Consider the following 24,329-nt stretch of genomic DNA (forward strand, 5'->3'; position numbering starts at 1 on the left):
ACCGGGCAAACGTCAGTGTCACAAAAATTTCGCAACGACTGCGGACCGCGATGTTCGTGGGGAAGGCACCGGCAAAAATAAATCCTTCAACAAACTGTCTCCGAGTTTTGGTTTGGTCGCGCCGCGAATGACGACGGCGCATCGGTCGCGTTGTCATCTCGGTTTGGAGATCGATCGAATTCTTTAGGGGCGACGATAATGGTTCCATCTACCAAGACAATCCTGCTGACAGCGGCCTCGGTCTCGCTGGCCCTGTCACAGAGCGCCGACGCTGGGGAGCGTTGGGGGGAAACGACCAAGAACAATCCGTATGTCGCGGGCGACATGCACAACCACAACACCTGCACCGACGGTTCGGTTGCTGCCGGCTATGCGATCGACCGCTCGGTCGGCAAGGGCACCGCGGCGGCTGGCGGCAACAATTTCGATCTCGACTGGTTCACGCTCGGCAACCACGGCGGTTCGGGCAACCGCGATTGCCGCTTCAGCGATGCGAGCGCCAACATCCCGGGCGACAATACGACGACGTATTGGAGCCAGACGCTCGGGAAGACCATCGACGGCATTACGATCACCAGCCTGAAGGGCACGCCGAACGGCACCGATACCGGCGCCAAGATGTGGCGCTGGCAGTCGATCAAGGAGATCGAGTACCCAACCATCGTCAATCGCACCGCGACCTACAACAAGGTGCTGGTCGAGGGCCTGGAGTGGATCCTGCCCGGCCACGAGCATGGCGACGTCGCCGTGATCGCCGGCCAGAACCCGCGCGGTTACGGCAATGCCGACAAGATGGCCGAGTTCGAATATCGCTTCGACCGCGCCGACACCGACGCCATCGGTCCGGTCGATGCCAGCAACAACCCGGTCTGGGCCGGCAAGGACAATGTCAACAATTCCGGCACGGCCGGTCACCAGAAGGCCGTCGCCGGCATCGCCTGGCTGCAGGCGAACCACCCGCTGCAATCCTATGCTGTGCCGACCCATACCGAGCGGCAGGGACCGTTCAATCCGAATGGCTCGGCCGGCTACAACATCGAGCACTTCCGTGACTTCAACAACGCCGGCCCGACGGTCGCGTTCGGCATCGAAGCCCCGGGTCACATGGCCGAGGGCGGCGTGAACGGCGGCTCGGGCTCCTATGGCTCGGGCGCAGTCGGCGGCGGCACCTACGGCATGCAGGGCGTCTACACCGCCAAGGTCGGCGGGCTGTGGGACGGTCTGCTCGGCGAAGGCCGCAACTTCTTCCTGTTCCAGAGTTCGGACTGGCACAGCCGCGGCGTCTATGGCGCGCGCGATCCCGGCACGACGGCGGACTTCATCCCCGGCGAGTATACCAGGCTGTACGTGCCGAACGAGCGGCGCTTCTCCCAGCAGTCGATCATCGACGGCATGCGCTCGGGTAATTCCTACTCGGTCAACGCCGACATCATCGGCTCCGATATGGAGTTCCGTGCGAAGGGTGAGGGGGACGATGACTGGAAGACGATGGGCGAGACGCTCGTCGTGCGCCCGGGCGAGAAGGTCACGCTCGAGATGGAGATGACCGTTCCGGCCTCCAACAACAGCCCGTACGGCTTCAACAATCCGCTGCTGCTGCCGGTCGGCATCAAGCAGCCGTTGAACAAGCCCTATCTCGACCACGTCGATCTGATTACCGGCGACATCACCGGTCCGATCGCGCCGGGCGCCCCGGGCTATGCGGTGGCCAATGCCAAGGGTGTCGATGGTGCGGCCATCGTCTACAACCCGTCGGCCAAGATCGCGAAGCAGATCCAGGCGACCAAGATGCGGAGCCACAAGCTGCGCGACGGTTCGACCCGCCTCAGCTTCACGACCACCTTCATCGCCGGCCAGACACCGTTCTACATCCGCGCCCGCGGCACCAACATCCCGCCGGCGACTCCGAACGTGTCCGACAGCGCCGGCAATCCACTGCTCGATGCCAACAACGCCACCGTCGGTTGCACCGATCCGGCATGTCCCTCGCACCTCGGCACGGTCGGCGGCGTCAAGAAGGTGACCAACGACGTGCAGGCCTGGTCGAACGTCTGGTTCTACGCGAACCCGATCTTCGTCCGAACCTACAGCACGCCCAAGCTGCTGGTCGAAAAGAATCAGGAGCTGGCCCGCAAGCTGGCTCACGAGCATCACCACTGGCACGATTGGGACCACTGGGGTCACTGGGGCCACTGGGGTCGCTGGGCGTTCAACCGCGACTGATTGATCGGCACCAATCCGGCGGGACATGTCGTCCCGTCGGATCCTGCTCACTCCGAGCGCCGGTTTGCGAACCGGCGCTTCGTCTTTGCAACCTGCTTTTTTCCTGGGGTTCGTCGAGGTGATGTCTCGTTTGTCCGCCGTGAGTCTCGCCGTCCTAGTCCTCACGATCGCAGTCGCATCGGCGCATGACGAGGAGCCGACGCAGGAGGTCTGCGACGCCGCAGTGGCGGAGGCCCGCGCACAGGCGGCGACCCTGCCGGCGGACGACGTGTCGCGCTATTTCGCCGAGCGGGACATTCAGCAGGCGCTGGTCGAGGCCGGCAATGGCGAGTTCGATGATTGTGTCGAGAAGGCCGAGAGGGCCGTGCTGGAAGTGCGCGACCGGCCCCACAGCCTGAGGCCCGGCGAGCGGCTCAACATTCTCAGTGCCGACGAAATGCCGACGCGCTGACGGGCGCGCACCGCTTCTCCACTCTCGTCATCCGGCTGTCATGCAAGTCGGCAAATTGTCGGTCCCGTTGCGGCGCGTGCAAGGCCTTGAGACATGGACCAGATCGAAGCTCTTTTTCCGATACCGTTGTTGCGTTCGCCTGGGCTCTTGAGCGCCGAGCTCAAGGACGCGGCGGTGGCAGCCATCCGCAATTCGAAGATCGAGAACAACCTGCGGTCCGGACAACTGTTCCACACCGAGGTCGCCGATCCCCGCGCCAACAATCTGTTTCAGACCATCGCCGAGCTCGCCGTGCCCAAGCTGATCGATTTCGGCGAGCTGCTGTTCGGCGAGAAGCTGCGCTGGACGGTCAAGGAGATGTGGACGAACATGCTGGAGACCGGCGGCAACCAGACCCTGCACGCCCACGCCAACAGCTTCATCTCCGGCATCTTCTATCTGACGCCGTCTCACCCCGGCAGCCGCACCGTGTTCGTGCGGCCGCCCGGCGGCAGCGACTTCTCGTTCCGCCATCACACGCGCAGCGCCGCGGTCGGCCCGTTCAATGCCGGCAAATACGTGCTGCCGGAGGCGGAGCCCGGCGATCTCGTGCTGTTCCCAAGCTATCTCTACCACGAGGTGCCGCGCAATCAGGGCGACCAACGTATCACGATCGCTTTCAACGCGATTCCTGATCATCTGGATTGCTGGGGCTACCGCGTCAGCTTCGCGTCCTGACGCTCTATCGTTCGAACTCGCGCGACAGCAGGTCGCGCGCTTCGCGTCGCGACGGCGCGGCGGAGTCGATTGCCCGAAGCAGGCGTTCAGCAGCCGCGCGATCCGATGCAAGCAGCGCTTTTGCCATGCTCATCAGCGGCGCATAGGCCGGCTCGAACTCGGCGCTGGCGCGAATGGAATCGAGGAGACCGGGCGCGGCGGCTGCGATGAGCGCCGGCCCGCGCGGTTCGCCGGTCAGCGCCGCGCCGACCTGGATGAATTGGTTGCGAGCCCGCCAATAGGCGCCGAGTCGTTGCTCCCACATTCCGCGTTTCGAGTCTTCCAGCAAATCGGCCGCGTCGGTCTTTGTCTGGCTCAGGACCGTCAGCAGCAATTGCCATGGGGCCGCCGAGAGAGCGTGGACGTTGCTGCGCGCGTCGAACGTGACGAATGGGAAATCGTCGGTGTTGCGCGGTCCCGGACCGGCGAAGCTCGCGAGTGCTTTCGCGCCGGCGACATACTGGCCCAGAAGGTCGACCGTCTGATCGAAGCCGAGAGGTTGAATGATCGGGTGAAGCTTCCGGTCGGAGAACCGTGCGGCGACGAGTTCGGGGGCGATCGGGCTCGGGGCGCCTGATCCGATCAGAGCCAGCATCGGCGTGCGCACGCTGTAATGGTTCAGCCAGGCGGACCCTTGTGGAAAGACTGCGAGAAAGCTCCTGATGATCGCGCGCAGCGACGGCGCATCGAGCTGATAGAGCGGCAGCCACTGGCAGAACACGCCCTCGGCCGCCAGTCGCCGCTTGACGGCCGCGAAATGTTCGACCGTGTACAGCGCGCCGCTGCCATCGAGCGCCGGGTGGAACAGGTCGGCCACGATCACGTCGTAGCGTCCGTCATCGGCGATGACGAAGCGCCGGGCATCGGCAACGGAGATCGGCGGCCTTTCCTTCTCGGCCGCAGGGTTGTCGAACCAGGGCAACAGCGCGACGACTTCGGAAGAGAGTTCGACCGCGCGCACGTCGAGATCCGGCATCTGCGCGGCGCCGAGCACGGTCGCGCCGGTGCCGACACCGAGGAAGAGGGCCTTGCGCGGCGCTGGATGCAAGAGCAACGGCAGCATGGCCTGGCGGAAATCGGATCGGACCGAACTGGTGCCGCCCATGCGAAAGTGGCCGTTGACCTCGAGATAGCGTGCTCCTGAGGCGTCGTCGACGACGCTCGCGGTCGCCATCGGTCCCTCGCGCACGGCCAGAAGCTTGCCGCCCGGCGGGACCCTGATGAGCAGCGGGGCGGGAAGCCACAACAGCGCGAGTGCAAGCAGAGCGGGCGCCGCCGCCCAGCGCAGCGCAGCGCGTCGGGGCTGCAGCAGCAGAAGATATCCGACGGCAACGAGGACCAATGCTCTCCAAGTGCCGAAAGCGGGAATCAGCAGCTGTGCCGCGACCAGCGGCGCAATGGCTGCGCCGAGGCTGTTGATGCCGACGGCCCAGCCGACCGATCCCCTGACGTTGCGGACATCCTGCATGAGCTGGCCGAACAAGGCGCCCATCGCCATCGCAGGCAACAGGAACAGCGCCAGCGCAATGCCGAGCTCGCCGACGACGCCGAGGCTCGCAGCGCTGTCAGCGAGGCCGCCCAGCAAGGGCGTCACGAGCGCCGTGCCGAGGCAGACGAGCGCGGTGCCGCTGATCAACGCGGTTCTGCCGCGCGCAACCGTGTGCCCCACGCGCTGCCAGATCATGCCGCCCATCGCAGTGCCCAGCAGGTAGGCGGCCAACAGACAGGCGAAGCTGTAGACCGTGTCCTGCATCATCTGCGCGGCCAGGCGCACGACCAGCACTTCGAACACGATGCCGAGCAGGCCGGTGACGAACAGGGTTCCTGTCAGGCGGAGGCCGGCGACAGCACGCCTGCGATCGTCGCGCGCGCGAGCGTCGACCTTTGGGGCTCGGTCGAGGCGAAGCGCTGCGAGCGCGCAGGCTGCGTTGACGGCTGCCAGGCAAAGCAGCGTCGCCGACAATCCGAGCGCGGGGATCAGCACGAAGGTGGACAGCAGCGTGCCGGCGACGGCGCCGGCGGTGTTCGCGCCATAGACGCCGGCGCTGACCGGCCGCGTGCCATGCGCCGCGGACATCATGCGTTCCAGCGCGGTCAGCGTGCCGCCCATCGCCACCGTCGCCGGCAACAGCATCAGCGTCGGCAGCAGGAAGCTCGCGCTCCACAACAAGATGGGGGAAGGCGCCGTGCCGAGAAGCGGCGCGAGGGCGCGCGCGCACGCGGGAAGCAGCCAGACCGCACATAGCCCCCACAGGCCGATGACCGTTTCGAGGACGGCATACACCCGGTGCGGATTGGCGGCGCGGCGGATCCGGCCATCGAGGATGAAGGCGCCCACCGCCAGCCCGGCAAAAAATCCTGCGATGGCGCCGAGCACGGCCATCATCTCCGTGCCCAGGGCGAGGGCGAGCTGGCGCGTCCAGACGATCTCATAGCCCAGCCCGGCGAGGCCGGATGCTGCAATCAGCAGCTTCAGCGTTCTCAGCCGAGCCATGCTCTGGCGGGCGACGAGATCGACGCCGGAAGACCGGGCGCCTTGCTTCTCCGCGACCAGATCATTGTCGCGCGGGTCTGCGTGGCGTGCCTCGGTCAAGATTTGGTACCTGCAATTCCCGTGATCGGTCTTCGGATGCAGCGCGCCGTGCGGGATACTGCTCCGGGCGCGGGATCAAGCTCGGCTGCATGGGCCGCCAAGGTCGAGATCGTTTCCTTGTGTTCGTGTTTCGTGACGGTGGTTTGACAGAAGCTGTGGGAGCACGCGGCTCGGCGCAGATGGTTGTATCGCATGAGACCCGTCAGGGAGCGATGACCAGACGCAGCCGCGATCTGCGGAACGTTGTGGTTGAATTCGGTAAACCATCGATCCTCTCCGATCCGGCATTGTTGTGCTGCGCACGAAAAACGGGTCGAAATCGGTGGAAACCAGTGTAAATGCGCGGTGATCGGGTGGCTCTGGTACACTTCTAATGGCTGATGTCTCGAATAAAACAGTGGAATCAACGTCTTGGCGCTTCTCCGTCGCGCCGATGATGGATTGGACAGAGAGCTTTTTGAAATCAAATAGTTAGGTGAAGGGCGTGTGCAAATCCTGTGCACGCATGTTCTACTATTCTTTCGCTTTCGTTCTCACGAAATTGCCGCCGGCGCTCGCCGAAAACTGTCGGTCCTGCATTGAAGCTTTGTCGGGACGCTGCTCTTGGCCGTCATGGTGTCGCGGAAATGCCGAGTGGCTGGCGATGTGAACGAACGCCTTGTTCGTCTGCACATCCGTTTGCGACGTCGAGGGTCGCCGGCAGGGTTGTTGTGCATGAGCGTAGCGCCGCAGCTAAATAACTGACAGAACGAGAACTTTGGAAGATGCCCCATCAACGGGGGACGGAGAGTGGGGACGGTAGCGCGCGACAAATCGTGATCATCACGCCTGATCATGCCCAGTCACCGGCGACCGTCCTGGCGCACGGCAGGACACCGTGTTTCTCTTGTCCCACGCGTCGAGTTCACCAATCGGATATAGGACCGCTTTCCCGATTTTGACGAAGGCCGGCCCAACGCGCATTGCTCGCCAGTTCCGGAGTGTTCCGACGCTCACTGCGCCACGGTAGCGATCCGAGACTTCCTCCGGTGTCAGGTATTTTCGATCCTCCATTGCATCACTCCCGATCACGCGACCATGAATGCAGTATTTTCCGGTCCCAGCGGCGCTCGATAGCCAGACGTACTCGTGGATAGTGAAAGAGAAAGCGAACGGCGGTACAAAGGCGTATCGTCCACTTCGATCTAGCGTCGCGATGTCCGGTGTGCTCAAGAAACCGCATCTCATTTCGATGAGTGATATCGTCAGCTTCAGGCCAGAAGCACACCTCAGCGATCGATTGACGGGTCGTAAAGCTGCGCTCTCACTCCGGCAGGCCCGCCAGCCGCAGCCCCTTCTTGAACGTAGCCCGATGCTCAGGCCGCTGGATCGGTATCCAATTCTCCAGATTGGACATCCGAAACGCGGGATGCAGCTTGAGCAAATGCGCGGCTGCGTCTTTCGCCTGCTCCATCCGCCCGGCAAGCGCGTGCGACGCGATGATGATCAGCACGACGAACCCTGAACTCGGCAATTGCCGGAACGATCGTTCGGCCCAGGACAGAGCCAGCTCGAAGCGCTCCGCGAACAAATGCGCCATCGCCATCCCGGCCTGCATCCGGAACATCTCTGGATCGAGCGGGCTGAATCGCATCGCACGTGTGAAGAAATCGATAGCGCTCTCGGGATCACCGCGCAAAACCCGCAGGAAGCCGCCCAAGAACCAGGCCGCCGCCAGATTGGGGTTGAGCAGCAGCGCCCTGTCGAGCAATGCAACCGCGCCCTCCAGATCACCGTCCAGATGGGCCAGCGTATGCCCCGCGCGGGTCAGCGCGACGGCGTCATCCCTGCCCAATTCGATCGCCGAACGAGCCAGCCGGATCCCTTCGGCGAACTCCAGGGACTGATCGGTCATCCAGCCGTTGATCTTTCGCAGGCAATAGCACCACGCCGCCATCGCATGGGCCGAGGCAAAACTGGGATCGAGCGAAAGCGCTTTCTGAAACAGAAGCGAAGCCTCGTCGATCGCGTCGCGCGTCCCGCGGTGCAAATGCGGCATCGCGCGCAAATAGTGATCATACGCGCTCAGATTCCCCGTCGGCTTTCGCCGGGCGCGGTCGATTTCCGCGCGCTCGAGTTGTGAGGCGATCACGCCGACGATGCTGGTTGCGATCTGGTCCTGAAGCTCGAAAAGGTCGTCGATCGTCTCTTCAAACCTATCCGCCCACAGATGAGTGCCGGTGGTCGCGTCCACGAGTTGCCCGGTGATGCGTACCCGGTTCGCGGACTGCCGCACACTGCCTTCGACGACGTAGCGCACGCCGAGCTCGCGGCCGACCTGCTGCTCATTCACGGTGCGTCCCTTGTAGGTGAAGCTCGAATTGCGGGCGATCACGAACAGCCAGCCGATCCGCGACAACGCAGTGATGATGTCTTCGACGACGCCGTCCGCAAAATAGTCCTGCCCGGGATCGCCGCTGAGGTTACGAAACGGCAGCACCGCGACGGAGGGAGCATCCGGGAGTGACAGCGTCGGCCGCTGGTCGCCCGCCGAAGAATGCGATCGGGCGTCTACGGCGGTGGCGGACACCTCGTCCTGCCGGACCTGCCCGATGAAGCGCATTCCCTTGCGCGAAATCGTCCGGATCAGGCGCTGCTCCTTGCCGCTATCTCCGACTGCCCGGCGCACGGCGTTGACGTGACTCGTCAATGTCGATTCGGAGACGATGCGACCCTGCCAGACGGCGGTCAGCAGATCGTCCCGTGTCACCACCTGATCCCTGTTGCGGACCAGGTAGAGCAGAAGGTCGAAAACTTTCGGCCCGACCGCGACGAGCTGCGAGCCACGGGTCAGCTCGCGCCGCTCCGCATCCAGGCAAAAATCTTCGAACAGGAAACGCAAAGCCGCTCCGCTTGGACGAAAATCCAATGAGAATTGAAGGCCGATTCAGCCCGTCCGCAAGGCTTTCCTGCCCGCATCAGCTCATCCTCGCCGTCGCAATAAGGCCGTCTCCGGCTGGAAAAGTCGAGGAAAATCAGCATGAAGATCGTTGTCGTCGGGGGCACAGGCCGGATCGGGACCAAGCTTGCCGGCTTGCTGCGCCGCAAGGGGCACGATGTCGTTCAGGCCTCCCCCCGCACGGGTGTCGACGCCGTCACCGGTGACGGGCTCGACTTCGCGCTGTCGGGCGCGGACGTTGTCGTCGATGTCGCCAATTCACCGTCGTTCGAGGACGGCGCGGTTCTGGAATTCTTCACGAGGTCCACCCGCAATGTCCTTGCGGCCGAAATCGCCGCGCGCGTACAGCACCACGTCGCACTGTCCATCGTCGGGACCGATCGCCTTCCGGATTGCGGTTACTTCCGCGGCAAGCTCGCCCAAGAGCGTCTGATCCGGAATTCGGGGCGTCGTTACAGCATCCTCCGCGCCACACAGTTCTACGAATTTGCCGACGATATCGTCGCGACCTCCACGCATGGACAAGTCGCCCGGCTCTCGCCGGCGCTGTTTCAGCCGGTCGCCGCGGACGATGTCGCTGCCGCGCTGGCCGCCGTGACGCTGGCCCCGCCGATCGACGGCATCATCGAACTGGCCGGCCCGGAGCAGCTCAGCCTCGACGACTTCGGCCGCAGATACCTCGCCGCGATCAACGACCCGCGCAAGGTCGTCGCCGATATCCACGCCCGCTATTTCGGCGCGGAGCTGGACGACCGATCGCTCACGCCGGGCGACCATCCGCGGCTCGGCGTCATCCGCTTCGCCGATTGGCTTTCCTCCCTTCGCCAGTAACGCAGCGCGGCCGGCGGTGCTCTCCGGCAACCGCCACGCCGCTCCTCGTGCGAGATGAACATGACCAAGGCTGTTCCACACGATCTTGAGGGAGAGGAGACGGCGGCAGCGCCCGAACCGCGCGAAGCCGTTCGCCCGTCGGCCAACCGCCCTCTCGCGGACGCCGAGATGGCCCGCGTGCTCGGCACCGAGCCATTTCGCATGGCACTGGACGCGACCGGCGGCGGGGTGACGCACTGGAAGCACGACCCGCTCCACGACGTCGTCGAGCCGATGACCCACCACGTCATCATGGCCTACAACGGCGTGGTTCAGCGCATGGAGCGGCGGTCGGGACGTTTCGTCTCGGCGGGCACGTTTCGTCCCGGCGTCGTGATCATCATTCCCGAGGGCGCGAGCTCGCGATGGGACATCCCGAAGCCGGTCGATGTCGTGCAGCTCTATCTTCCGCACAGCACGCTGGTTCGTGTGGCCGACGAAGCCGAAACCAACAGGCCGGCCGATCTCCTGGAACGGACCGCGCATCCCGACCCGATCACGTCCCGCCTGCTGCTGAGCGCGGCCGACGTCCTGGAAGGCAGCGAGGCCCTGGATTCGCTGTTCAGACAGCAACTCACCGACCTCCTCGCCACGCGTCTGCTGGCCGCGCACACCGGCGCGCCGACCGCGGTCCAGCCCATCGTCGGCGGTCTGGCGCCGAGAGTGCTGATGCGCGCCATCGAGCGGCTTCGCTCCGAGAGCGACGCGGACGTCTCGCTTGCGGCGCTCGCCGCGGACGCCGGCCTGTCGCGCTTCCATTTCTGCCGCGCCTTCAAGGAAAGCACCGGGCTCTCGCCGCACGCCTGGCTCCGCCAGCGCCGGCTCGAGCAGGCGATGCAGATGCTGCGCGACCCGGACGTGTCCGTCGTCACGGTCGCGGCCGCGCTCGGCTACGCCTCGCAGACCGCGTTTGCTGCTGCATTCAAGCGGCTGACCGGGGACACCCCTACCGATTGGCGCCGGCGGGCGCGTTAGCAGCAATTGCTCTTTAGTCGCCGCAACCGCGCTGGGGCACCAGCACACAGGGTTTGTTAGATCATCATCGTGTCCAAGCCCACCAATCGGAGATGACCAATGCCCTTGAACAAGCCGCTCAATCGGATTGTGAACACCACGCGCCGGAAGATCCTCGCGACCTCGGTGATGTCCGCGGTCTCGCTCAGCGTCCGTTCCACGACCGCGATCGGCGAGGAGTCAAGAAGCTCGACCTTCGCCGCGCAAGCGGTGGATCCGACGGCGTTCGTAACGACCAAAGACGGCGTGAAGATCTTCTACAAGGACTGGGGGCCGAAATCGGGTCAGCCGATCGTCTTCCATCACGGCTGGCCGCTCTCGTCCGACGACTGGGACACTCAGATACTGCATTTCGTCGGCAAGGGGTTTCGCGTGATCGCCCATGACCGCCGCGGTCACGGCCGTTCGAGCCAAGTCGGCGAAGGCCACGACATGGATCACTACGCGGCCGATGCTGCCGCGGTCGTCGACCATCTGGACCTGCGAAATGCGGTCCATGTCGGACATTCCACCGGCGGCGGCGAAGCCGCCCGCTACGTCGCGCGTCACGGCCGCGGCCGTGTCGCGAAGCTCGTGCTGATCAGCGCCGTGCCGCCGCTGATGGTCAAGACGGAGAACAATCCCGGCGGCTTGCCGATCGCCGTTCTCGACGATGTGCGCCGGCAGCTCGCCGCCGGCCGGGCGCAGTTCTATCTGGAATTCGCGAGCGGTCCGTTCTTTGGCTACAACCGCCCCGGTGCCACGGCGTCGCAGGCCGTGATCTGGAACTGGTGGCGTCAGGCCATGAGCGGCGGCGCCAAGGCGCATCTCGACGGCATCAAGGCGTTCTCCGAAACCGACTTCACCGAAGACCTCAAGGCCATCGCGGTGCCGACCCTCGTCCTGCACGGCAGCGACGACCAGATCGTGCCCGTCGCGGACTCGGCGCCGCTTTCGGCGAAATTGCTGAAGAACAGCTCGCTGAAAATCTACGACGGCCTGCCGCACGGCATCTGTACCACCCATGCAGCGATCGTGAATGCCGACCTGTCGGCCTTCATCGCCGGCTGATCCTCTGCATCGATCCAATCCAATCACAGGAGACACAAAATGCGACTGGTCGTCATCGGTGCCGGCTTCGCCGGTATGTATGCGGCATTGTCCGCCGCCCGGCTGCGCGACATCCACGGCGTTTCGCCCGAGGCGCTGGAGATCGCGCTGATCGCCCCGGAGCCGACCTTGGTTGTCCGTCCGCGGCTCTACGAACCAAACCCCGAAACGCTGACGGCGCCGCTGCTGGATGTGCTCGAGGCGATCGACGTGGTCTATGTGCAGGGCACCGCCGAGGCGATCGATGCTGCGGCGCGCGAAGTGAGCATAGCGGCACCCGGGGGCAAACGAACGCGGCTCGCCTACGATCGCCTGGTCGTGGCCACCGGCAGCCGGCTGTTTCGTCCGAGCATTCCCGGCCTTGCCGAGTACGGTTTCAGCGTCGACTCGCTGGACGACGCGGTGGCCCTCGACAGGCACCTGCACGGACTGGCCGGCCGGCCGGCCGGGAATGGCCGCGACACGGTCGTCGTCGCCGGCGGCGGGTTCACGGGCATCGAGGCAGCCACCGAGATGCCCGCGCGGCTCCGCGCCATTCTCGGCCCCGATGCGCGGCCGCGCGTCGTCATCGTCGAGCGCAATCCGGTCATCGCCCCCGACATGGGCGAAACCGCGCGTCCCGTCATCGAGAACGCATTGAAGCGGATCGGCGTGGAGACATGGCTGGGAGTCGGCGTTGCGTCGCTCGACCAGTCCGGCGTGACCTTGTCGGGTGGCGAGCGCATCGCAGCCGAGACCGTGATCTGGGCTGCCGGCATGCGTGCCGCGCCCCTGACCGCGCAGATTCCAGCCGAGCGCGACAGTTTCGGCCGGCTGCTGGTCGACCGCGACTTGCGCGTGCCGAGCGCGGCGGGCATCTTCGCGACCGGCGACGCTGCGCGTGCCGCCTGTGATGATGCCGGCAACTACGCGCTAATGTCGTGCCAGCACGCCACGCGGATGGGCGCTTTCGCCGGCAATAACGCCGCCGCCGAACTGCTCGGCGTTCCGACCGCGCCTTATCACCAGGCGGCCTACGTCACCTGCCTCGATCTCGGCGAGGCCGGCGCTTTGTTTACACGCGGCTGGGATCGGGCGATCGAGATGGTCGGCGACCAAGCGAAGAAGACCAAACGCGAGATCAACACCGCCTGGATCTACCCGCCGCTTGCAGAACGTGCCGCCGCGCTCGCCTCCGCCGATCCGGAACGCGTCACCGATCTCTGACCGCCTCACCGAACGAGCCGGACGTCTTCAGGGATGAAACCAGCCTTCAATAACCTACAACAGGAGACCAACATGAATCTGCAAAACACCTCACACCTCGTCACACCGAAGCCGGATGAACTGGTGCCGTCGCGCTATGCCCTGAAGGTCGGCGAGATCGACGTGCTGGTGATCAGCGACGGGGTGCTCCCGCTGCCGACCACGATGCTCGGGCACAACGCTGCGCCGTCGGCGCGGGCCGCTTGGTTCAAGGACATGTTCCTGCCGACCGACGCCTTCGATTGGGCCCTGAATGCCGTCGTCGTCCGGAGCGGCGGCAAGACCATCCTGATCGACGCAGGGCTCGGGTCGGATCCCGACCTGAACCTGCCGCGGGCCGGACAGCTGATCAAACGCCTCGACGCCGCCGGCATCGATCTCGCGTCCGTCACCGACGTCGTGCTGACCCATATGCACATGGATCACGTCGGCGGCCTGCTGGTCGAGGGCGTGAAAGACCGGCTGCGGCCGGACCTGCAGATCCATGTTGCGGCCGCCGAAGTCGAATTCTGGCGGGCGCCGGATTTCTCGCGAACGGCGATGCCGGAAGGCTTCCCGGACGCGCTGCGCGCAGCCGCGAAGCGGTTCGCGAGGGAGTACCACAACCAGATCCGGCAGTTCGACGAGGAGCATGAAGTCGCGCCGGGCGTCGTCGTCCGCCGCACCGGCGGTCACACCCCGGGACACAGCATCGTCCGCCTGACGTCCGGCGGCGAAGCGATGACCTTCGCGGGCGACGCCGTGTTCACGGTCGGCTTCGACCATCCCGACTGGCACAACGGCTTCGAGCACGACCCGGACGAGGCAACGCGCGTTCGCGAGGGATTGCTGCGGGACTTGGCGAAGACGGGCGAGTTACTGGTCGCCACCCATATGCCGTTCCCGTCCATCGGACGCGTCGGGCGCGAAGGTAACGTGTTTCGGTTCGTGCCGATCTACTGGGACTACTAATCGTTCACCGGATTGAAGCCGGGCTGCGGCGCAGGACATCACCAACGGAGTGTGCCTGCGCCGCAGTTTGCAAGGCTGGTCAGCCGGCTTCGCCGATCGCGCTTAGGCGCGAGCTCTAACTGGTTCCGGTGATCCGGCAGCGGTCCTCCATGGGCTCACGGCTAGGTCTTCCCAATTTTGCGAACCGGCTCGCTAGGCTGCGATTAGTGCCATCCGGCACGTTGATCTCTCGGGTCTTTCTTCTTCTAGCAACACTGTGAGTGTCGGAGCAGTGCCATACTGCAATAAGTGAGCAACAGAACTTACGACCGCCGAATCTACGCCGCGGAGAGGCGCTTTTATCTTGCCGTCGAACCCGCTCTACGCTCGCTCCTCTCAAATCCAAGTCTGAACTGCGCTCAGACACCGTGCGGTGGCTACACGAGGAGTGAGTCTCAGGCAGCATCTCTGCTGCGGCTCTGGTCTGACCGTTGGCATACGGCCGCGGGGTCTTGGCGATCTATCGACAGAAACCAGAGCGATCGAACTGCATCGGCGATGCAATTCGTCCGCAGATCCGAGATGGAAAGTCGGACGGCCCGCTAGCATCAGTTCAACACGGACCGGTCCAGCATCGAGGAAAACTGGTGTTAAAGCCGCACGCAAATCGCCCACACGGATGGACCAGACTGAGTGTCGAGCGGCGGCAGCTCGGCAGCAACGGCGCGCATCGTGGCCGTTAAGGGCAGGGCTGTAGCGTGCGACGTCGCGCAATTCGGCCGTTCCGCTCTGGCCTCGGACGTGCCACCTTTGCGGGACACCTGCGCGGAGGGCGGGGCTCGCGAGCCTTGATCCGCTTTCGCCAACCGTCGGGCAGAATCGTCCGCCATCCGGCACCGCTACGCCCAGGCCTCTCCGTATTCTCTCCACGGGGCGAGCAGAAGAGATGACCGATCCCGGTCCGGGCAGGCAGCTCCCCGTTCCGGCCACTGAGTTCTGCGTTATCGTTTTGGAGCAGCCGGCCTTTGGCGTGCCTCCGAACGCGCGGGGCCGAGACGCAAGGAGCAGCATCTGATCATGACCGAGTCCGTTCCGCCCCATCCATTCGATGATATGGAGGCGCTGGCTTGGCTGCGCTCTCAGCCCGACGGACGCGTGACGGTCAGCGCCGCGGAGCTCGGACGTCAGTGGGGCTGGAACAGGATGCGGACCAGTCGTCGCCTGAAAGCCTGGGAGCACGCGGGCCTGATCAGTCGTAACGCTGAAGCGATCAATGTAACGGGGACCGCGACGTCGATCGTTACAGATGGTACTGCCGTCGCTACGGACGCCGCCGGCGTTACAGGGATGTCCGGAGCGGAGGAAGGCCGTCGTTCCCTGACACGCGTCAAGCTCGCTGCTTTGATTGTGGCTCTGGCGCTGGCTTGTGTATCGGCTGCCTTTTCTATCGACGGCCTGACCGCGATCTTCGCCGGGGCTTTCTGGCCTGTCATCATGATGGGCGCCGTGCTGGAGGCCGGAAAGCTCGTGGCGGCGGCCTGGCTGACGGAGCATTGGACGTCTGCGCCGTCCCTCTTGAGGTTCGTCCTCGTCCTGATGATTGGTGTGTTGATGGGCCTGAACGCCATTGGCGTATTCGGCTTCCTCACCCGCGCTCACCTCGACCATATGGCATCCAGAGATCTCACCCTTGCCGACAGAACCGCAGACGTCGAGGCCCGCCTCGGGATGCAGAGCCGAGTGGTCACCGACATTGACCGGCGTATTGCCCAGATGGACGCGGCCGTCGACGAGGCGACGCGCCTTGGCAGGCCAGTCGGAGCGATGACGATTGTTGACCAGAGGCGTCGCGAACGTGCCGACATCGCTGCGGAACGGCAGCGTGAGTCCCAGGCTCTCGCCAATCTACAGATCGAAAAAGCCAAGATTGACGCGCAGCGCCGGCGCGCCGAGGCTGAGGTCGGACCGATACGCTATCTCGCCGAGCTGATTGGCATACCCGCCACGGACTTCGAGCGAGCGGTCCGGCTGCTCACGCTGGCGCTGGTTGCCGTCCTTGATCCGATGGCAGTGGCGCTGCTGCTCGCTGCCGGAGTTCACAGCAGGCGCGCTGGTTCATTCTGACTTTGCCGTTTCGTCTAAGCAAGCTCATTGCGCGATACGGGTCTGCCCCAAATCGGTGAGCAGCAAACCTGCGTACGCGCAGACTTCCAGCCGAAGGCCAGAAGAACAAAGCAAGGCCTTCTCACACCCTATGCACCTGTGGTGCTGACGCTTCGCGGGCCGCATGCGGCTATCTCATTGGGTGAAGCCAGCAATTCCGCTGAACACGTATTTACATAAGACATCCTGAGTGAATACAGCAGTCTTGCCGATTGATCGACAAATCGAATATCGTCAATAACTTGCCGGCGTTTGGGCGCGCATACGAATGGAATTGCCCGTCTCGTTCTCGATCGGTGGTGAGTTTGCGTCGGTTTAGGGGCCCCGAAAGCTGTCGGCTCTCGCGATCTGAATTGAAGTTCTCGCTTCCTGAGGGCTGCAGATTCATTGCGAGGCGCGCAGGGGCTCTGCCAGCCGGCAATCCCGTTGCGCGATCCTTCGGCCTCCGCAGGCCCAGGAAGCAACGTCCACGCGGCATAGGCGGCTCAATTCCGTCTGATATTTCTCAAGCTCAAGGGCCGATGACAGGCCGGGTCCGTTTGGACGCATCGATCCGCGCGTGGTTCGTGCGGCTGATACCGCCCGGCCGGATTGAACGATACGCATCCTGGTCACGGGAGCCGAGGGCCCGACGACCCCCGCTGCCGCTTCGCATCATGGCGGTTATCATCAGGCGTTGCTGACACAACGGGGCGGTGTGAGCTTACGCAGGTTGTTCGCGAATGATGAGGTGTTCGCAGCAGCTTATTTAGAACGCAACGGCAAAGCCGCATTGTCCTCGGTGAGATACGGACCGCGGTGGGGCCGGATGCGGCAAAGGTGGTTGGTGGCATGTGCTGCCATTCATCATGGGCAGTTCAGGCTCACTGTGGGCGCCGGCTCCAGACATGTCCCTTGCGCAATGTTTGTTTCGCATTGGTCACGACGGTCTCGGCCGCCACGATATCGATGCCCAGCACCCGCAGGATGGCCTGGGCCGCCATTGCTGGAATCGAGTCGTCTCTTTTGACCAATGCTTCGCGCATCGAGGCGCTGACGATGGCCAACAGCATCGCATACAGGGCCGGCGAATCGACCGTCTTAAAATAACCCTGGCGGATGCCGATGCCGACATCCTTGCGAATGCCCGCAAAGATCTGCTCACGAAATTCTCCGAGATCGGAGAGTGCGTGGACGATCAGGCGCCCCCATATCGGATCCTGCAGACCGCGTTCGATGAACAGCATCGTTGCGAGCGCAACCCGCTCGGTGCCCTGCTCAATTCCAGAAATCGCCTCGTCGACCTCGCGGACCAATGCGGCCGCGACGGCGCCGGCAACGGCCTCGACCAGCTCCGTCTTGTTTCGGAAGTGATAATAGAAGCTTCCGTTGGAGAGCCCGGCCTGCTCGGCGACTTCCATGACGGACGTGCGTTCGATTCCTTTTTTGGCCATGACCGCGATAGCCGTGTCCAGGATCAACGCTCGAGTCCGCAGGCGCTTGGTGTCGTCCTGACTTGCGTCCTGAAAGTGACGGCTCTTCTTCGTCCGGGGCGAGTACGTGCTCATGTCACGGCAATAGCACGGTCAGGCTGCGGCGGCTCCGATTATCCCATCCAATGAGCGCTGAATCATCTCCGTATATTCCGCCGCAGACGGGTGGTAGCGTGCGGTCTGGTTGAAGGGGCTCGCATGTGCGCGCGAACCCAAAGCTGAGACGTCGGCCCCCCGGTAACCAAGTTCGGCCAAGGTCGCCGGCAGGTTCAAGGTCCGCATCAACACGGCGATTGCCGCGGAAAGCGACGCTCCGGGGGAGAGTCCCATCGCCCCCGCAATAGCCGCGGCCCGATCGGAGGCGTGACAGCAGACGGAGTCCAACGAGCAGACCAGGCCAATGCCGCTCAACAGTCCATGATGGAAGCCCTGGTCGCCGCAGGTGATCGCGATGGCGTGCGCCGGTCCTAGGCCCATGCTGATGGCTACGCCGCCTGCATAGGCCGCGGCCATCATCTCCGATCGTGCGCGAAGGTCGCCGCCGCGTTGGGTTGCGTCTCGGATGGCCGCCATTGCTCGTCGGATGCCGTCCAATGCAAGCGCGTCGGCAAAGGGTAACATTCGGCTGGAAAGATAACCTTCCACGCAGTGTGAGATCGCATCGATTCCGGTGGCCGCGGTGAGCCGGGGCGGCAGCGTCAACGACAGCTCCGGATCGAGCATCGCAAAATGCGGCACGATGGCGGGCGAACTCATTCCCGTCGAGGCGGTCGTGGCGTCCGGGTGGATGCCGGCATCGGGCGATGCCTCGCTTCCTGTCCCGGCAGTGGTCGGAATCACTGCAAGCGGGGCGCATCGCCGAGGCTTGGCCGTGGGATTGCCGGCATAGTTGGTTACGCTTCCAGGGTTGGTTGCGAGCAGCGCGATGTATTTGGCCGTGTCGATCACCGAGCCGCCGCCGAGCGCGATCACGCCATCGCAATTGCTTGTTCTGTAGAGCGCCGCACCCCGGTCAGCGTCCGAGAACAGGGGATTTTCGGTCACGTCGTTCAGGATCGCCGCGGCCGGGCCCCGTTTGAGCGCAGCGGTGACGCGATCGACCAGGCCGACCGTCGTGATCCCGTGGTCGGTCACCAGCATCGGCCGCCTCATGCCCAGACGATCGAGCTCCTCGTCGAGGCAGGACAGTGCACCGGCGCCGAACACGGTGCGGGGAAGTTGCAGTGATGCGACCATCTGCAATCCTGTGATCATTTTCCGGCGAGGACCATGCGCAATGCTCTCACAACGAGAGCCCAGCTCAGAAACCTGTAGCCGGCCCGCAGCTCGTTGCCGCGAAGGACGCCCTTCATCGGCATGGCGCCCATGATCGTGCCGCCGATGACAAGCCCGTCCTCCGTTGCATCGACGCTGGTGATCGTCATCAGCTCGGTCCCTTCCGGTGTGAAGATCCGCATCGCCTCACCCGATCAAGCTGTCGAAGTTGATCTTCAGATCCTGGCATGCCCTGATCGCGGTCGCGCGGCCTGCGCCGCTGACGCTCGATACGTTGATCGCGGTCCCCGTGAGATAGAGGTTCTCGATCCCCGGTATCTTCAGTTTCGCGAGCTCGGGATTGGGACGGTGGCCCCCGATCTGGTGCAGATATTCGCCGGCCCCGCTCACGTCGCCCTTCTGGAACATCGATGAATGCCGTGACACTTCCAATGGCGTATCGAACCGGCGGCCGATGATGTTCTCATGGGTGACGTTGGGCGCATATTCGCGGTAACGCTCCAGCAGCCAGTCGCCGATTTCCCATTGGCGCTCGTCCCAGGATGCCGCACCGGTCCGCAGGTCGAACGGACCGAAGCCATAGACGGTGATCGCGGCCTTGCCCGGGGGACATTGGGTCTCATCGAACTGGCACTGCATATGCGAGGCAAGAATGGTGTCGGTCGATCCTTCGCTCCACATATCGCCGTAGCGATAATTGTCGAAGACGCGCAGAAATCGCTCGAGCGTGGGCGGTGCATAATTGGCGAGGATCACCCGGCCGGCCTCGGCGCCGGCCTTGTATTTTGGGGGTTCGTTAAGCGCGAGATGCTGGGGCATGATGGAGAAGGCGCCGGTCTTGACTCGCCTGGCACGGGCGACGACATCCGGCGCCACTTTCTCGACCATATCGCCGATCAGCCAAGGATGAATTTGGCCGATAACAGCTGCACGCGCCTTGATCTCTTCGCCGGACGCCAGACGGACCGAGGTGGCGCGGCCGTTTTGGACCAGTACCTTTTCGACCGGTGCTTCCGTCCGAAGCTCCGCGCCATGATCCTCAAGGCAGGCGACCAATGCGTCGACCAGTGCGCCGCTGCCGCCGACCGGGACGCCGATCGGATACGTGTGAACCATCCCAGGCATGGTGTAGAGGATGAATCCAGTGCCCATGTCCTCTGGCGCGGTCAGCGTCTCCGCTGCGAACTTGAGCAGGTGAATGATCAGCTTGTCGCTCTCGAACCACTCGCGGCAGATGTCGAGCTTGCTCATCTGCAGAGCGCGGAAAATCTCCTGTCCCTCCACGCTCTGGTCGAGCAGGGCGTAAAACGGCCCTTGCTGCGGCGCGGGCGTGAACAGGCTCTGCGTCACCATCGGCACGATCTTCATGCTCATCGCCGCAAAGCGGCGGTAGGCCTCGGCGTCGCTGGGCGAAATCCTGGCAATGCTCTCGCAGGTCCGGTCAACATCCTTATAGGTGACGAGGGAGGAGCCGTCCTCGAACATCGTCGAATAGACGGCGTCCGGGTAAAGATATTTCAAGCCGTATTTGGACTGAAGCTTCAGCTCGTCATTCCTGATCAGTGGATTGGCCTGGATGTTGACGTGCAGCGACGAATGCAGGTCGAACTTGAAGCCGGGCGCCAAGATTTCCTTGGTCACCACGCCACCGCCGAGCCAGTCATTCTTTTCCAGTACGAGCACGCTCAGGCCTGCCTTGGCCAGATAGGCTGCGGTCGTCAGGCCGTTATGGCCGGACCCGATGACCACGATGTCGTAGCTCTTGGACATTGGATGTTCCTCGCGATCGCGGCAAAACGGTCAGATCGGATAGTGCTGGTTGGGATCCTCGACGGAGATCCACTGCACGTCGGTGAATTCATGGATGCCCGGGGCACCGCCGAACCGGCCATACCCGCTTGCCTTCATGCCGCCGAGCGGCATCTGAGCCTCGTCGTTGACGGTCGGTCCGTTGATATGGCAGCAGCCAAAATCGAGCCGCTGCGCGATCACCATCGCAAGACCGACATCCCTGGTGAAGATCGCGGAGGAAAGACCATATTCCGTGTCGTTGGCGACACGGATGGCGTCCTCGATGTCATTGACGCGCACAATCGTCGTGACCGGTCCAAAGGACTCCTCGTAGTAGATGTTCATGCCGGGCCTGACGTGATCGAGCAGCGCCGCATTCATGAGCGCGCCGTCCGCGTCGCCGCCGGCAAGCAGCTTTGCGCCTTTTCCAACCGCGTCCGCGATCAGTTCCTGCACGCGATGAACGGACTGGACGGAGATCAATCCGCCGAGCGGAACATCGCTGGTCAACGGATTGCCAGCGACCAGAGTCCTGGCCTTCGCCGCCAGCTTGTTGGCGAACTCGTCGGCGACGGCATGATCGATAACCACGCGCTCGGTCGACATGCAGATTTGACCCTGGTGCATGTAGGCGCCGAACGCGGTCGCTGCGACCGCGGCGTCGATATCAGCATCTCTCAACACCAGAATCGGAGCTTTGCCACCGAGTTCGAGCAGCGCCGGCTTCAGATAGCGGGCACAAGTTCCGGCGACGATCCTGCCCGTTCGCGTCGAACCGGTGAAGTTGACGCGGCGGACGGCCGGATGAGCGATCATCGCCTCGGCGACGGCTCCGGCATCCTGCGGCTTGTGAGTGATGAAGTTGAGGACGCCCGGTGGCAGCCCCGCATCGTGCATCACCTGCGCGAGCTTGAACTGGGTCCCGGGGCTAAGCTCGGAGGCCTTGAGAATTACCGTGTTGCCGCAAGCAATGGCCGTGCAGAACGCCCGCACGGCCAGGATCACGGGTGCATTCCACGGCGCAATCGCCAACACCACGCCAGCCGGGCGTCGTACCGCCATCGAGAACATTCCCGGCTTGTTGCTCGGAATGATCTCTCCCTTCACCTGGGTGGTAAGACCGGCGGCTTCCCGCAACATGCCGGCGGCAAGTTTCGCGTTGAATACATACCAGGGCTTCGATGCTCCGGTCTCGCCGATCATGACGTCCCTGAACTCGTCAGTGCGCGCTTCGAGCAAAGCGGCAGCTCGTAGGAGAATGTCGCGCTTGGCGGCGGGGGCCGTCGCGGCCCAGGCGGGAAAAGCCGCCGCGCAGGACTCGACCGCCTTGACGGCTTGTTCGGGTGTCGCTGCGGCTGCTTCCGTGACCAGATCGCCGCTGATGGGGCTGCGCCTTTCGAACCGTCCGGCGGCGCCGGGCCACTCCACGCCGTCGATGATCAATGATGCCTCGAGCACGCATTCCTCCCAAAACCGTCGGATGCCCTGGTTCAGTCCCCGGGCCCGCGCTTGTTGTTTTTCGAGACTACTCTCGAAATTGTCCGCAAGTCAAACTGAACATCGCATGAAGCGAAGAGCACGGACCGGATCTTTGATCCGAAGAGGAGGCAGAGGACCGCCGCACTGCGCGACGGGTGGGTATCGACAACGTCGATACATCTCATCGATACAATCTGTTATGTGATTTGAGGGCCCATCCATAAAGTACATATTCGGAAAATCAAAAAAGGAGTGGTTGATGGAGGGATGCTTCGCGTGGGTGGTGTCGACGCCGCTATCGCCAGCTCAACTGATGGGCTTTCGATTGCCGTCCTCAGGAGTTATCTCCCGCACGAGGGGCGGATAGACTTCGCGAAACCCAGCACTGCATTTCCACCGTGTTTGAGGGCCGGCCGTCCAGCCGTGCATCGGAAATCGCTCGCCCGATCATGGAGCGACGCCGGTTTCGATGATCCCATCGTGTCGTTCTCGTTGTGAAAGGAAATCGAAATGAACGAACATGTCGGGCCGGCGGAGGGGATGCAGTTTCCGGATGATATCGTCTTCCAGGGACACGCCGCACCCGTTCGCATCGAAGGCAGCGTTCACGACCTGGAAGTGGTCGGTGCCATTCCTCCCGAACTCGAAGGCGTCTATTACCGCAACAGCGCGGACCATGCCTATCCGCCGCTGCACGGCCGCGACATTTTCCTGAATGGCGACGGCATGGTGCACATGGTGCGGTTCGAGCGCGGGCACGCCGACCTCACCACGCGCTACGTGCGCACGCGCAAGTTCGAGTTGGAGCGGGCGGCCAGGCGAGCGTTATTCGGTGCATACCGCAATTCGTTTACCGACTCCTCCGAAGTTGCGGGCGAGGACGCCAACACGGCGAACACATCCGTGATGTGGCACCACGGCAAGCTGTACGCCTTGAAGGAATCCGGCAGGCCGTACGAACTGGATCCGATCACCTGGAGACTCGCGGGCAGAGCGACTTTGGCGGCCAGTTGAAGAGCCGTACCTTCACGGCTCACCCGAAGTTCGATCCTTTGACCGGCGAATGTATCGCGTTCGCCTACAATTGCGAGGGCGTGGCCAGCGACGAAATCGAGCTCTACCGAGTCGACCGCGAGGGCTGTTTCACTCGGACCGAACGCTTCAAGGCGCCGTACTGCTCCATGGTGCACGATTTCCTGGTCTCGCGAAACTACATCGCTTTCGTCATCTGTCCGATGGTTTGCGATTGGGAACGCGTCAAGCGCGGCGAGCCGTATTGGCATTGGGACAGCTATCGCAAGACCTATATCGGCGTGATTCCGCGTGAGCAGGGCGTCGACGCTATCCGCTGGTTCACCGCGCCCAAGCTGGCGATGCAGACGCACACGTTCAACGCCTGGGAAGACGGCAGCAGGCTGGTGCTCGATCATTTCGTGACGGAGTCCGGCTGGCTGAGCCAGTTTCCTGATCTGCACAATCCCAACGCCCATGAAATGCCGCCATTCGGCGAGCGCTGGATCGTGGATCTCGCAAGCGAAGCCGATCACGTCGAGATCAGGCGGTTCATCTCGCATATCGGCGAGATGCCGGTGATCGATCCGCGCTTTGCGATGGGCCGCGCCCGGCATTACTGGTTCGGGACCAACAATCCGAAGCTGGGACCCATGCTGCCGTCCGGCCCGAAGGGGCCGCCCTTTACCTGCTTGGGCCACTTCGACGAGAGGACCGGAGCCCTGGATTTCTATTACGCCGGCCCCGACTCGTCCCCCGAGGAGCCGTACTTCGTTCCCCGAAGCGCCGACGCAGCCGAAGGCGACGGATGGCTGCTGTCAATGGTCGGCCGGAGAGCCGAGAACCGGACCGACCTCGTGATCCTCGATGCTCTGCATCTGAGCCGTGGGCCCGGTGCCGTCGTGAAGTTTCCATGCCGGGTGCACGAGGGCTTTCACGGTACCTGGGTCAGCCAAAAAGTACTTGAGCGGTCGCTGTGATGCGCTCGCACCGATCTCAGCACGACGGAGGAATCTGGCAGTGATAAAG

The 24,329-nt window shown here is 63.6% G+C and carries 17 protein-coding genes and 1 pseudogene; 10 read left to right on the top strand and 8 right to left on the bottom strand.

What is annotated here, in order from left to right; genetic code table 11:
• The first annotated feature begins 198 nt into the window (after nucleotides 1-198).
• From QX041_RS08250 to QX041_RS08260, 3 genes are all read left to right on the top strand, one after another.
• Nucleotides 199-2,223, top strand: coding sequence for a hypothetical protein (locus QX041_RS08250; protein ID WP_316164904.1), 2,025 nt, complete (start codon nucleotides 199-201; stop codon nucleotides 2,221-2,223).
• 121 nt (nucleotides 2,224-2,344) lie between these two features.
• Nucleotides 2,345-2,674, top strand: a complete 330-nt coding sequence (locus QX041_RS08255) for a hypothetical protein (protein WP_315717488.1) — start codon at nucleotides 2,345-2,347, stop codon at nucleotides 2,672-2,674.
• Nucleotides 2,675-2,767: 93 nt separating this feature from the next.
• A complete protein-coding gene (locus tag QX041_RS08260; RefSeq protein ID WP_315752560.1) occupies nucleotides 2,768-3,391 on the top strand; it encodes a 2OG-Fe(II) oxygenase family protein in 624 nt (207 codons plus the stop codon).
• A gap of 4 nt (nucleotides 3,392-3,395) precedes the next feature.
• Here the strand turns inward: QX041_RS08260 and QX041_RS08265 are convergent, their stop codons facing one another.
• From QX041_RS08265 to QX041_RS08275, 3 genes are all read right to left on the bottom strand, one after another.
• The gene (locus tag QX041_RS08265) at nucleotides 3,396-6,023 is read right to left on the bottom strand and encodes a spermidine synthase (RefSeq protein ID WP_316164905.1); all 2,628 of its coding nucleotides are present in this window, start codon (nucleotides 6,021-6,023) and stop codon (nucleotides 3,396-3,398) included.
• Between the two features lie 822 nt (nucleotides 6,024-6,845).
• A complete protein-coding gene (locus QX041_RS08270; RefSeq protein ID WP_315726599.1) occupies nucleotides 6,846-7,076 on the bottom strand; it encodes a helix-turn-helix domain-containing protein in 231 nt (76 codons plus the stop codon).
• 250 nt (nucleotides 7,077-7,326) lie between these two features.
• On the bottom strand, nucleotides 7,327-8,904 hold the full coding sequence (locus QX041_RS08275; protein WP_316164906.1) for a winged helix-turn-helix domain-containing tetratricopeptide repeat protein: 1,578 nt from the start codon (nucleotides 8,902-8,904) through the stop codon (nucleotides 7,327-7,329).
• A gap of 138 nt (nucleotides 8,905-9,042) precedes the next feature.
• Here QX041_RS08275 and QX041_RS08280 point away from each other — a divergent pair, with 138 nt between their 5' ends.
• The 6 genes from QX041_RS08280 to QX041_RS08305 all read left to right on the top strand — a co-directional run bounded on the left by QX041_RS08280 (nucleotide 9,043) and on the right by QX041_RS08305 (nucleotide 16,233).
• The gene (locus QX041_RS08280) at nucleotides 9,043-9,792 is read left to right on the top strand and encodes an SDR family oxidoreductase (RefSeq protein WP_316164907.1); all 750 of its coding nucleotides are present in this window, start codon (nucleotides 9,043-9,045) and stop codon (nucleotides 9,790-9,792) included.
• Between the two features lie 60 nt (nucleotides 9,793-9,852).
• Nucleotides 9,853-10,806 carry an AraC family transcriptional regulator gene (locus QX041_RS08285; RefSeq protein ID WP_316164908.1) on the top strand — a complete coding sequence of 318 codons (954 nt, stop codon included), beginning with the start codon at nucleotides 9,853-9,855 and terminating at the stop codon, nucleotides 10,804-10,806.
• 99 nt (nucleotides 10,807-10,905) lie between these two features.
• On the top strand, nucleotides 10,906-11,895 hold the full coding sequence (locus QX041_RS08290; protein ID WP_315724106.1) for an alpha/beta hydrolase: 990 nt from the start codon (nucleotides 10,906-10,908) through the stop codon (nucleotides 11,893-11,895).
• A gap of 39 nt (nucleotides 11,896-11,934) precedes the next feature.
• Entirely contained in the window at nucleotides 11,935-13,140 is a 1,206-nt protein-coding gene (locus tag QX041_RS08295; protein ID WP_316164909.1) for an NAD(P)/FAD-dependent oxidoreductase, read from the top strand.
• 72 nt (nucleotides 13,141-13,212) lie between these two features.
• Nucleotides 13,213-14,130, top strand: coding sequence for an MBL fold metallo-hydrolase (locus tag QX041_RS08300; RefSeq protein ID WP_315724110.1), 918 nt, complete (start codon nucleotides 13,213-13,215; stop codon nucleotides 14,128-14,130).
• A 1,056-nt stretch (nucleotides 14,131-15,186) separates the two neighbouring features.
• Nucleotides 15,187-16,233, top strand: coding sequence for a hypothetical protein (locus QX041_RS08305; protein WP_316164910.1), 1,047 nt, complete (start codon nucleotides 15,187-15,189; stop codon nucleotides 16,231-16,233).
• Nucleotides 16,234-17,135: 902 nt separating this feature from the next.
• Here the strand turns inward: QX041_RS08305 and QX041_RS08310 are convergent.
• The 5 genes from QX041_RS08310 to QX041_RS08330 all read right to left on the bottom strand — a co-directional run bounded on the left by QX041_RS08310 (nucleotide 17,136) and on the right by QX041_RS08330 (nucleotide 22,268).
• Nucleotides 17,136-17,732, bottom strand: a complete 597-nt coding sequence (locus QX041_RS08310) for a helix-turn-helix domain-containing protein (protein ID WP_316164911.1) — start codon at nucleotides 17,730-17,732, stop codon at nucleotides 17,136-17,138.
• A 105-nt stretch (nucleotides 17,733-17,837) separates the two neighbouring features.
• Nucleotides 17,838-18,980 carry an iron-containing alcohol dehydrogenase gene (locus QX041_RS08315; protein ID WP_316164912.1) on the bottom strand — a complete coding sequence of 381 codons (1,143 nt, stop codon included), beginning with the start codon at nucleotides 18,978-18,980 and terminating at the stop codon, nucleotides 17,838-17,840.
• 14 nt (nucleotides 18,981-18,994) lie between these two features.
• Nucleotides 18,995-19,168 (bottom strand): hypothetical protein, encoded by a 174-nt coding sequence (locus QX041_RS08320; protein ID WP_316164913.1) that lies wholly within the window; start codon nucleotides 19,166-19,168, stop codon nucleotides 18,995-18,997.
• Between the two features lie 37 nt (nucleotides 19,169-19,205).
• The gene (locus QX041_RS08325) at nucleotides 19,206-20,789 is read right to left on the bottom strand and encodes an NAD(P)/FAD-dependent oxidoreductase (RefSeq protein WP_316164914.1); all 1,584 of its coding nucleotides are present in this window, start codon (nucleotides 20,787-20,789) and stop codon (nucleotides 19,206-19,208) included.
• A 30-nt stretch (nucleotides 20,790-20,819) separates the two neighbouring features.
• Nucleotides 20,820-22,268: an aldehyde dehydrogenase family protein gene (locus tag QX041_RS08330; protein ID WP_316164915.1), complete on the bottom strand. Its 1,449-nt coding sequence runs from the start codon at nucleotides 22,266-22,268 to the stop codon at nucleotides 20,820-20,822.
• Nucleotides 22,269-22,829: 561 nt separating this feature from the next.
• Between QX041_RS08330 and QX041_RS08335 the strand changes: the two are divergent.
• A pseudogene (locus QX041_RS08335) lies at nucleotides 22,830-24,280 on the top strand (carotenoid oxygenase family protein).
• Nucleotides 24,281-24,329: the final 49 nt, after the last annotated feature.

It is taken from the genome of Bradyrhizobium sp. SZCCHNRI2009 (assembly GCF_032485115.1).
Taxonomy (GTDB): Bacteria; Pseudomonadota; Alphaproteobacteria; order Rhizobiales; family Xanthobacteraceae; genus Bradyrhizobium.

Excerpts from the sequence above, each read along its gene's own strand:
- QX041_RS08250 (WP_316164904.1), top strand. The coding sequence starts at position 199 with ATGGTTCCATCTACCAAGACAATCCTGCTGACAGCGGCCTCGGTCTCG.
- QX041_RS08255 (WP_315717488.1), top strand. The coding sequence starts at position 2,345 with ATGTCTCGTTTGTCCGCCGTGAGTCTCGCCGTCCTAGTCCTCACGATC.
- QX041_RS08260 (WP_315752560.1), top strand. The coding sequence starts at position 2,768 with ATGGACCAGATCGAAGCTCTTTTTCCGATACCGTTGTTGCGTTCGCCT.
- QX041_RS08270 (WP_315726599.1), bottom strand. The coding sequence starts at position 7,076 with ATGGAGGATCGAAAATACCTGACACCGGAGGAAGTCTCGGATCGCTAC.
- QX041_RS08280 (WP_316164907.1), top strand. The coding sequence starts at position 9,043 with ATGAAGATCGTTGTCGTCGGGGGCACAGGCCGGATCGGGACCAAGCTT.
- QX041_RS08285 (WP_316164908.1), top strand. The coding sequence starts at position 9,853 with ATGACCAAGGCTGTTCCACACGATCTTGAGGGAGAGGAGACGGCGGCA.
- QX041_RS08290 (WP_315724106.1), top strand. The coding sequence starts at position 10,906 with ATGCCCTTGAACAAGCCGCTCAATCGGATTGTGAACACCACGCGCCGG.
- QX041_RS08295 (WP_316164909.1), top strand. The coding sequence starts at position 11,935 with ATGCGACTGGTCGTCATCGGTGCCGGCTTCGCCGGTATGTATGCGGCA.
- QX041_RS08300 (WP_315724110.1), top strand. The coding sequence starts at position 13,213 with ATGAATCTGCAAAACACCTCACACCTCGTCACACCGAAGCCGGATGAA.
- QX041_RS08305 (WP_316164910.1), top strand. The coding sequence starts at position 15,187 with ATGACCGAGTCCGTTCCGCCCCATCCATTCGATGATATGGAGGCGCTG.
- QX041_RS08315 (WP_316164912.1), bottom strand. The coding sequence starts at position 18,980 with ATGGTCGCATCACTGCAACTTCCCCGCACCGTGTTCGGCGCCGGTGCA.
- QX041_RS08320 (WP_316164913.1), bottom strand. The coding sequence starts at position 19,168 with ATGACGATCACCAGCGTCGATGCAACGGAGGACGGGCTTGTCATCGGC.
- QX041_RS08325 (WP_316164914.1), bottom strand. The coding sequence starts at position 20,789 with ATGTCCAAGAGCTACGACATCGTGGTCATCGGGTCCGGCCATAACGGC.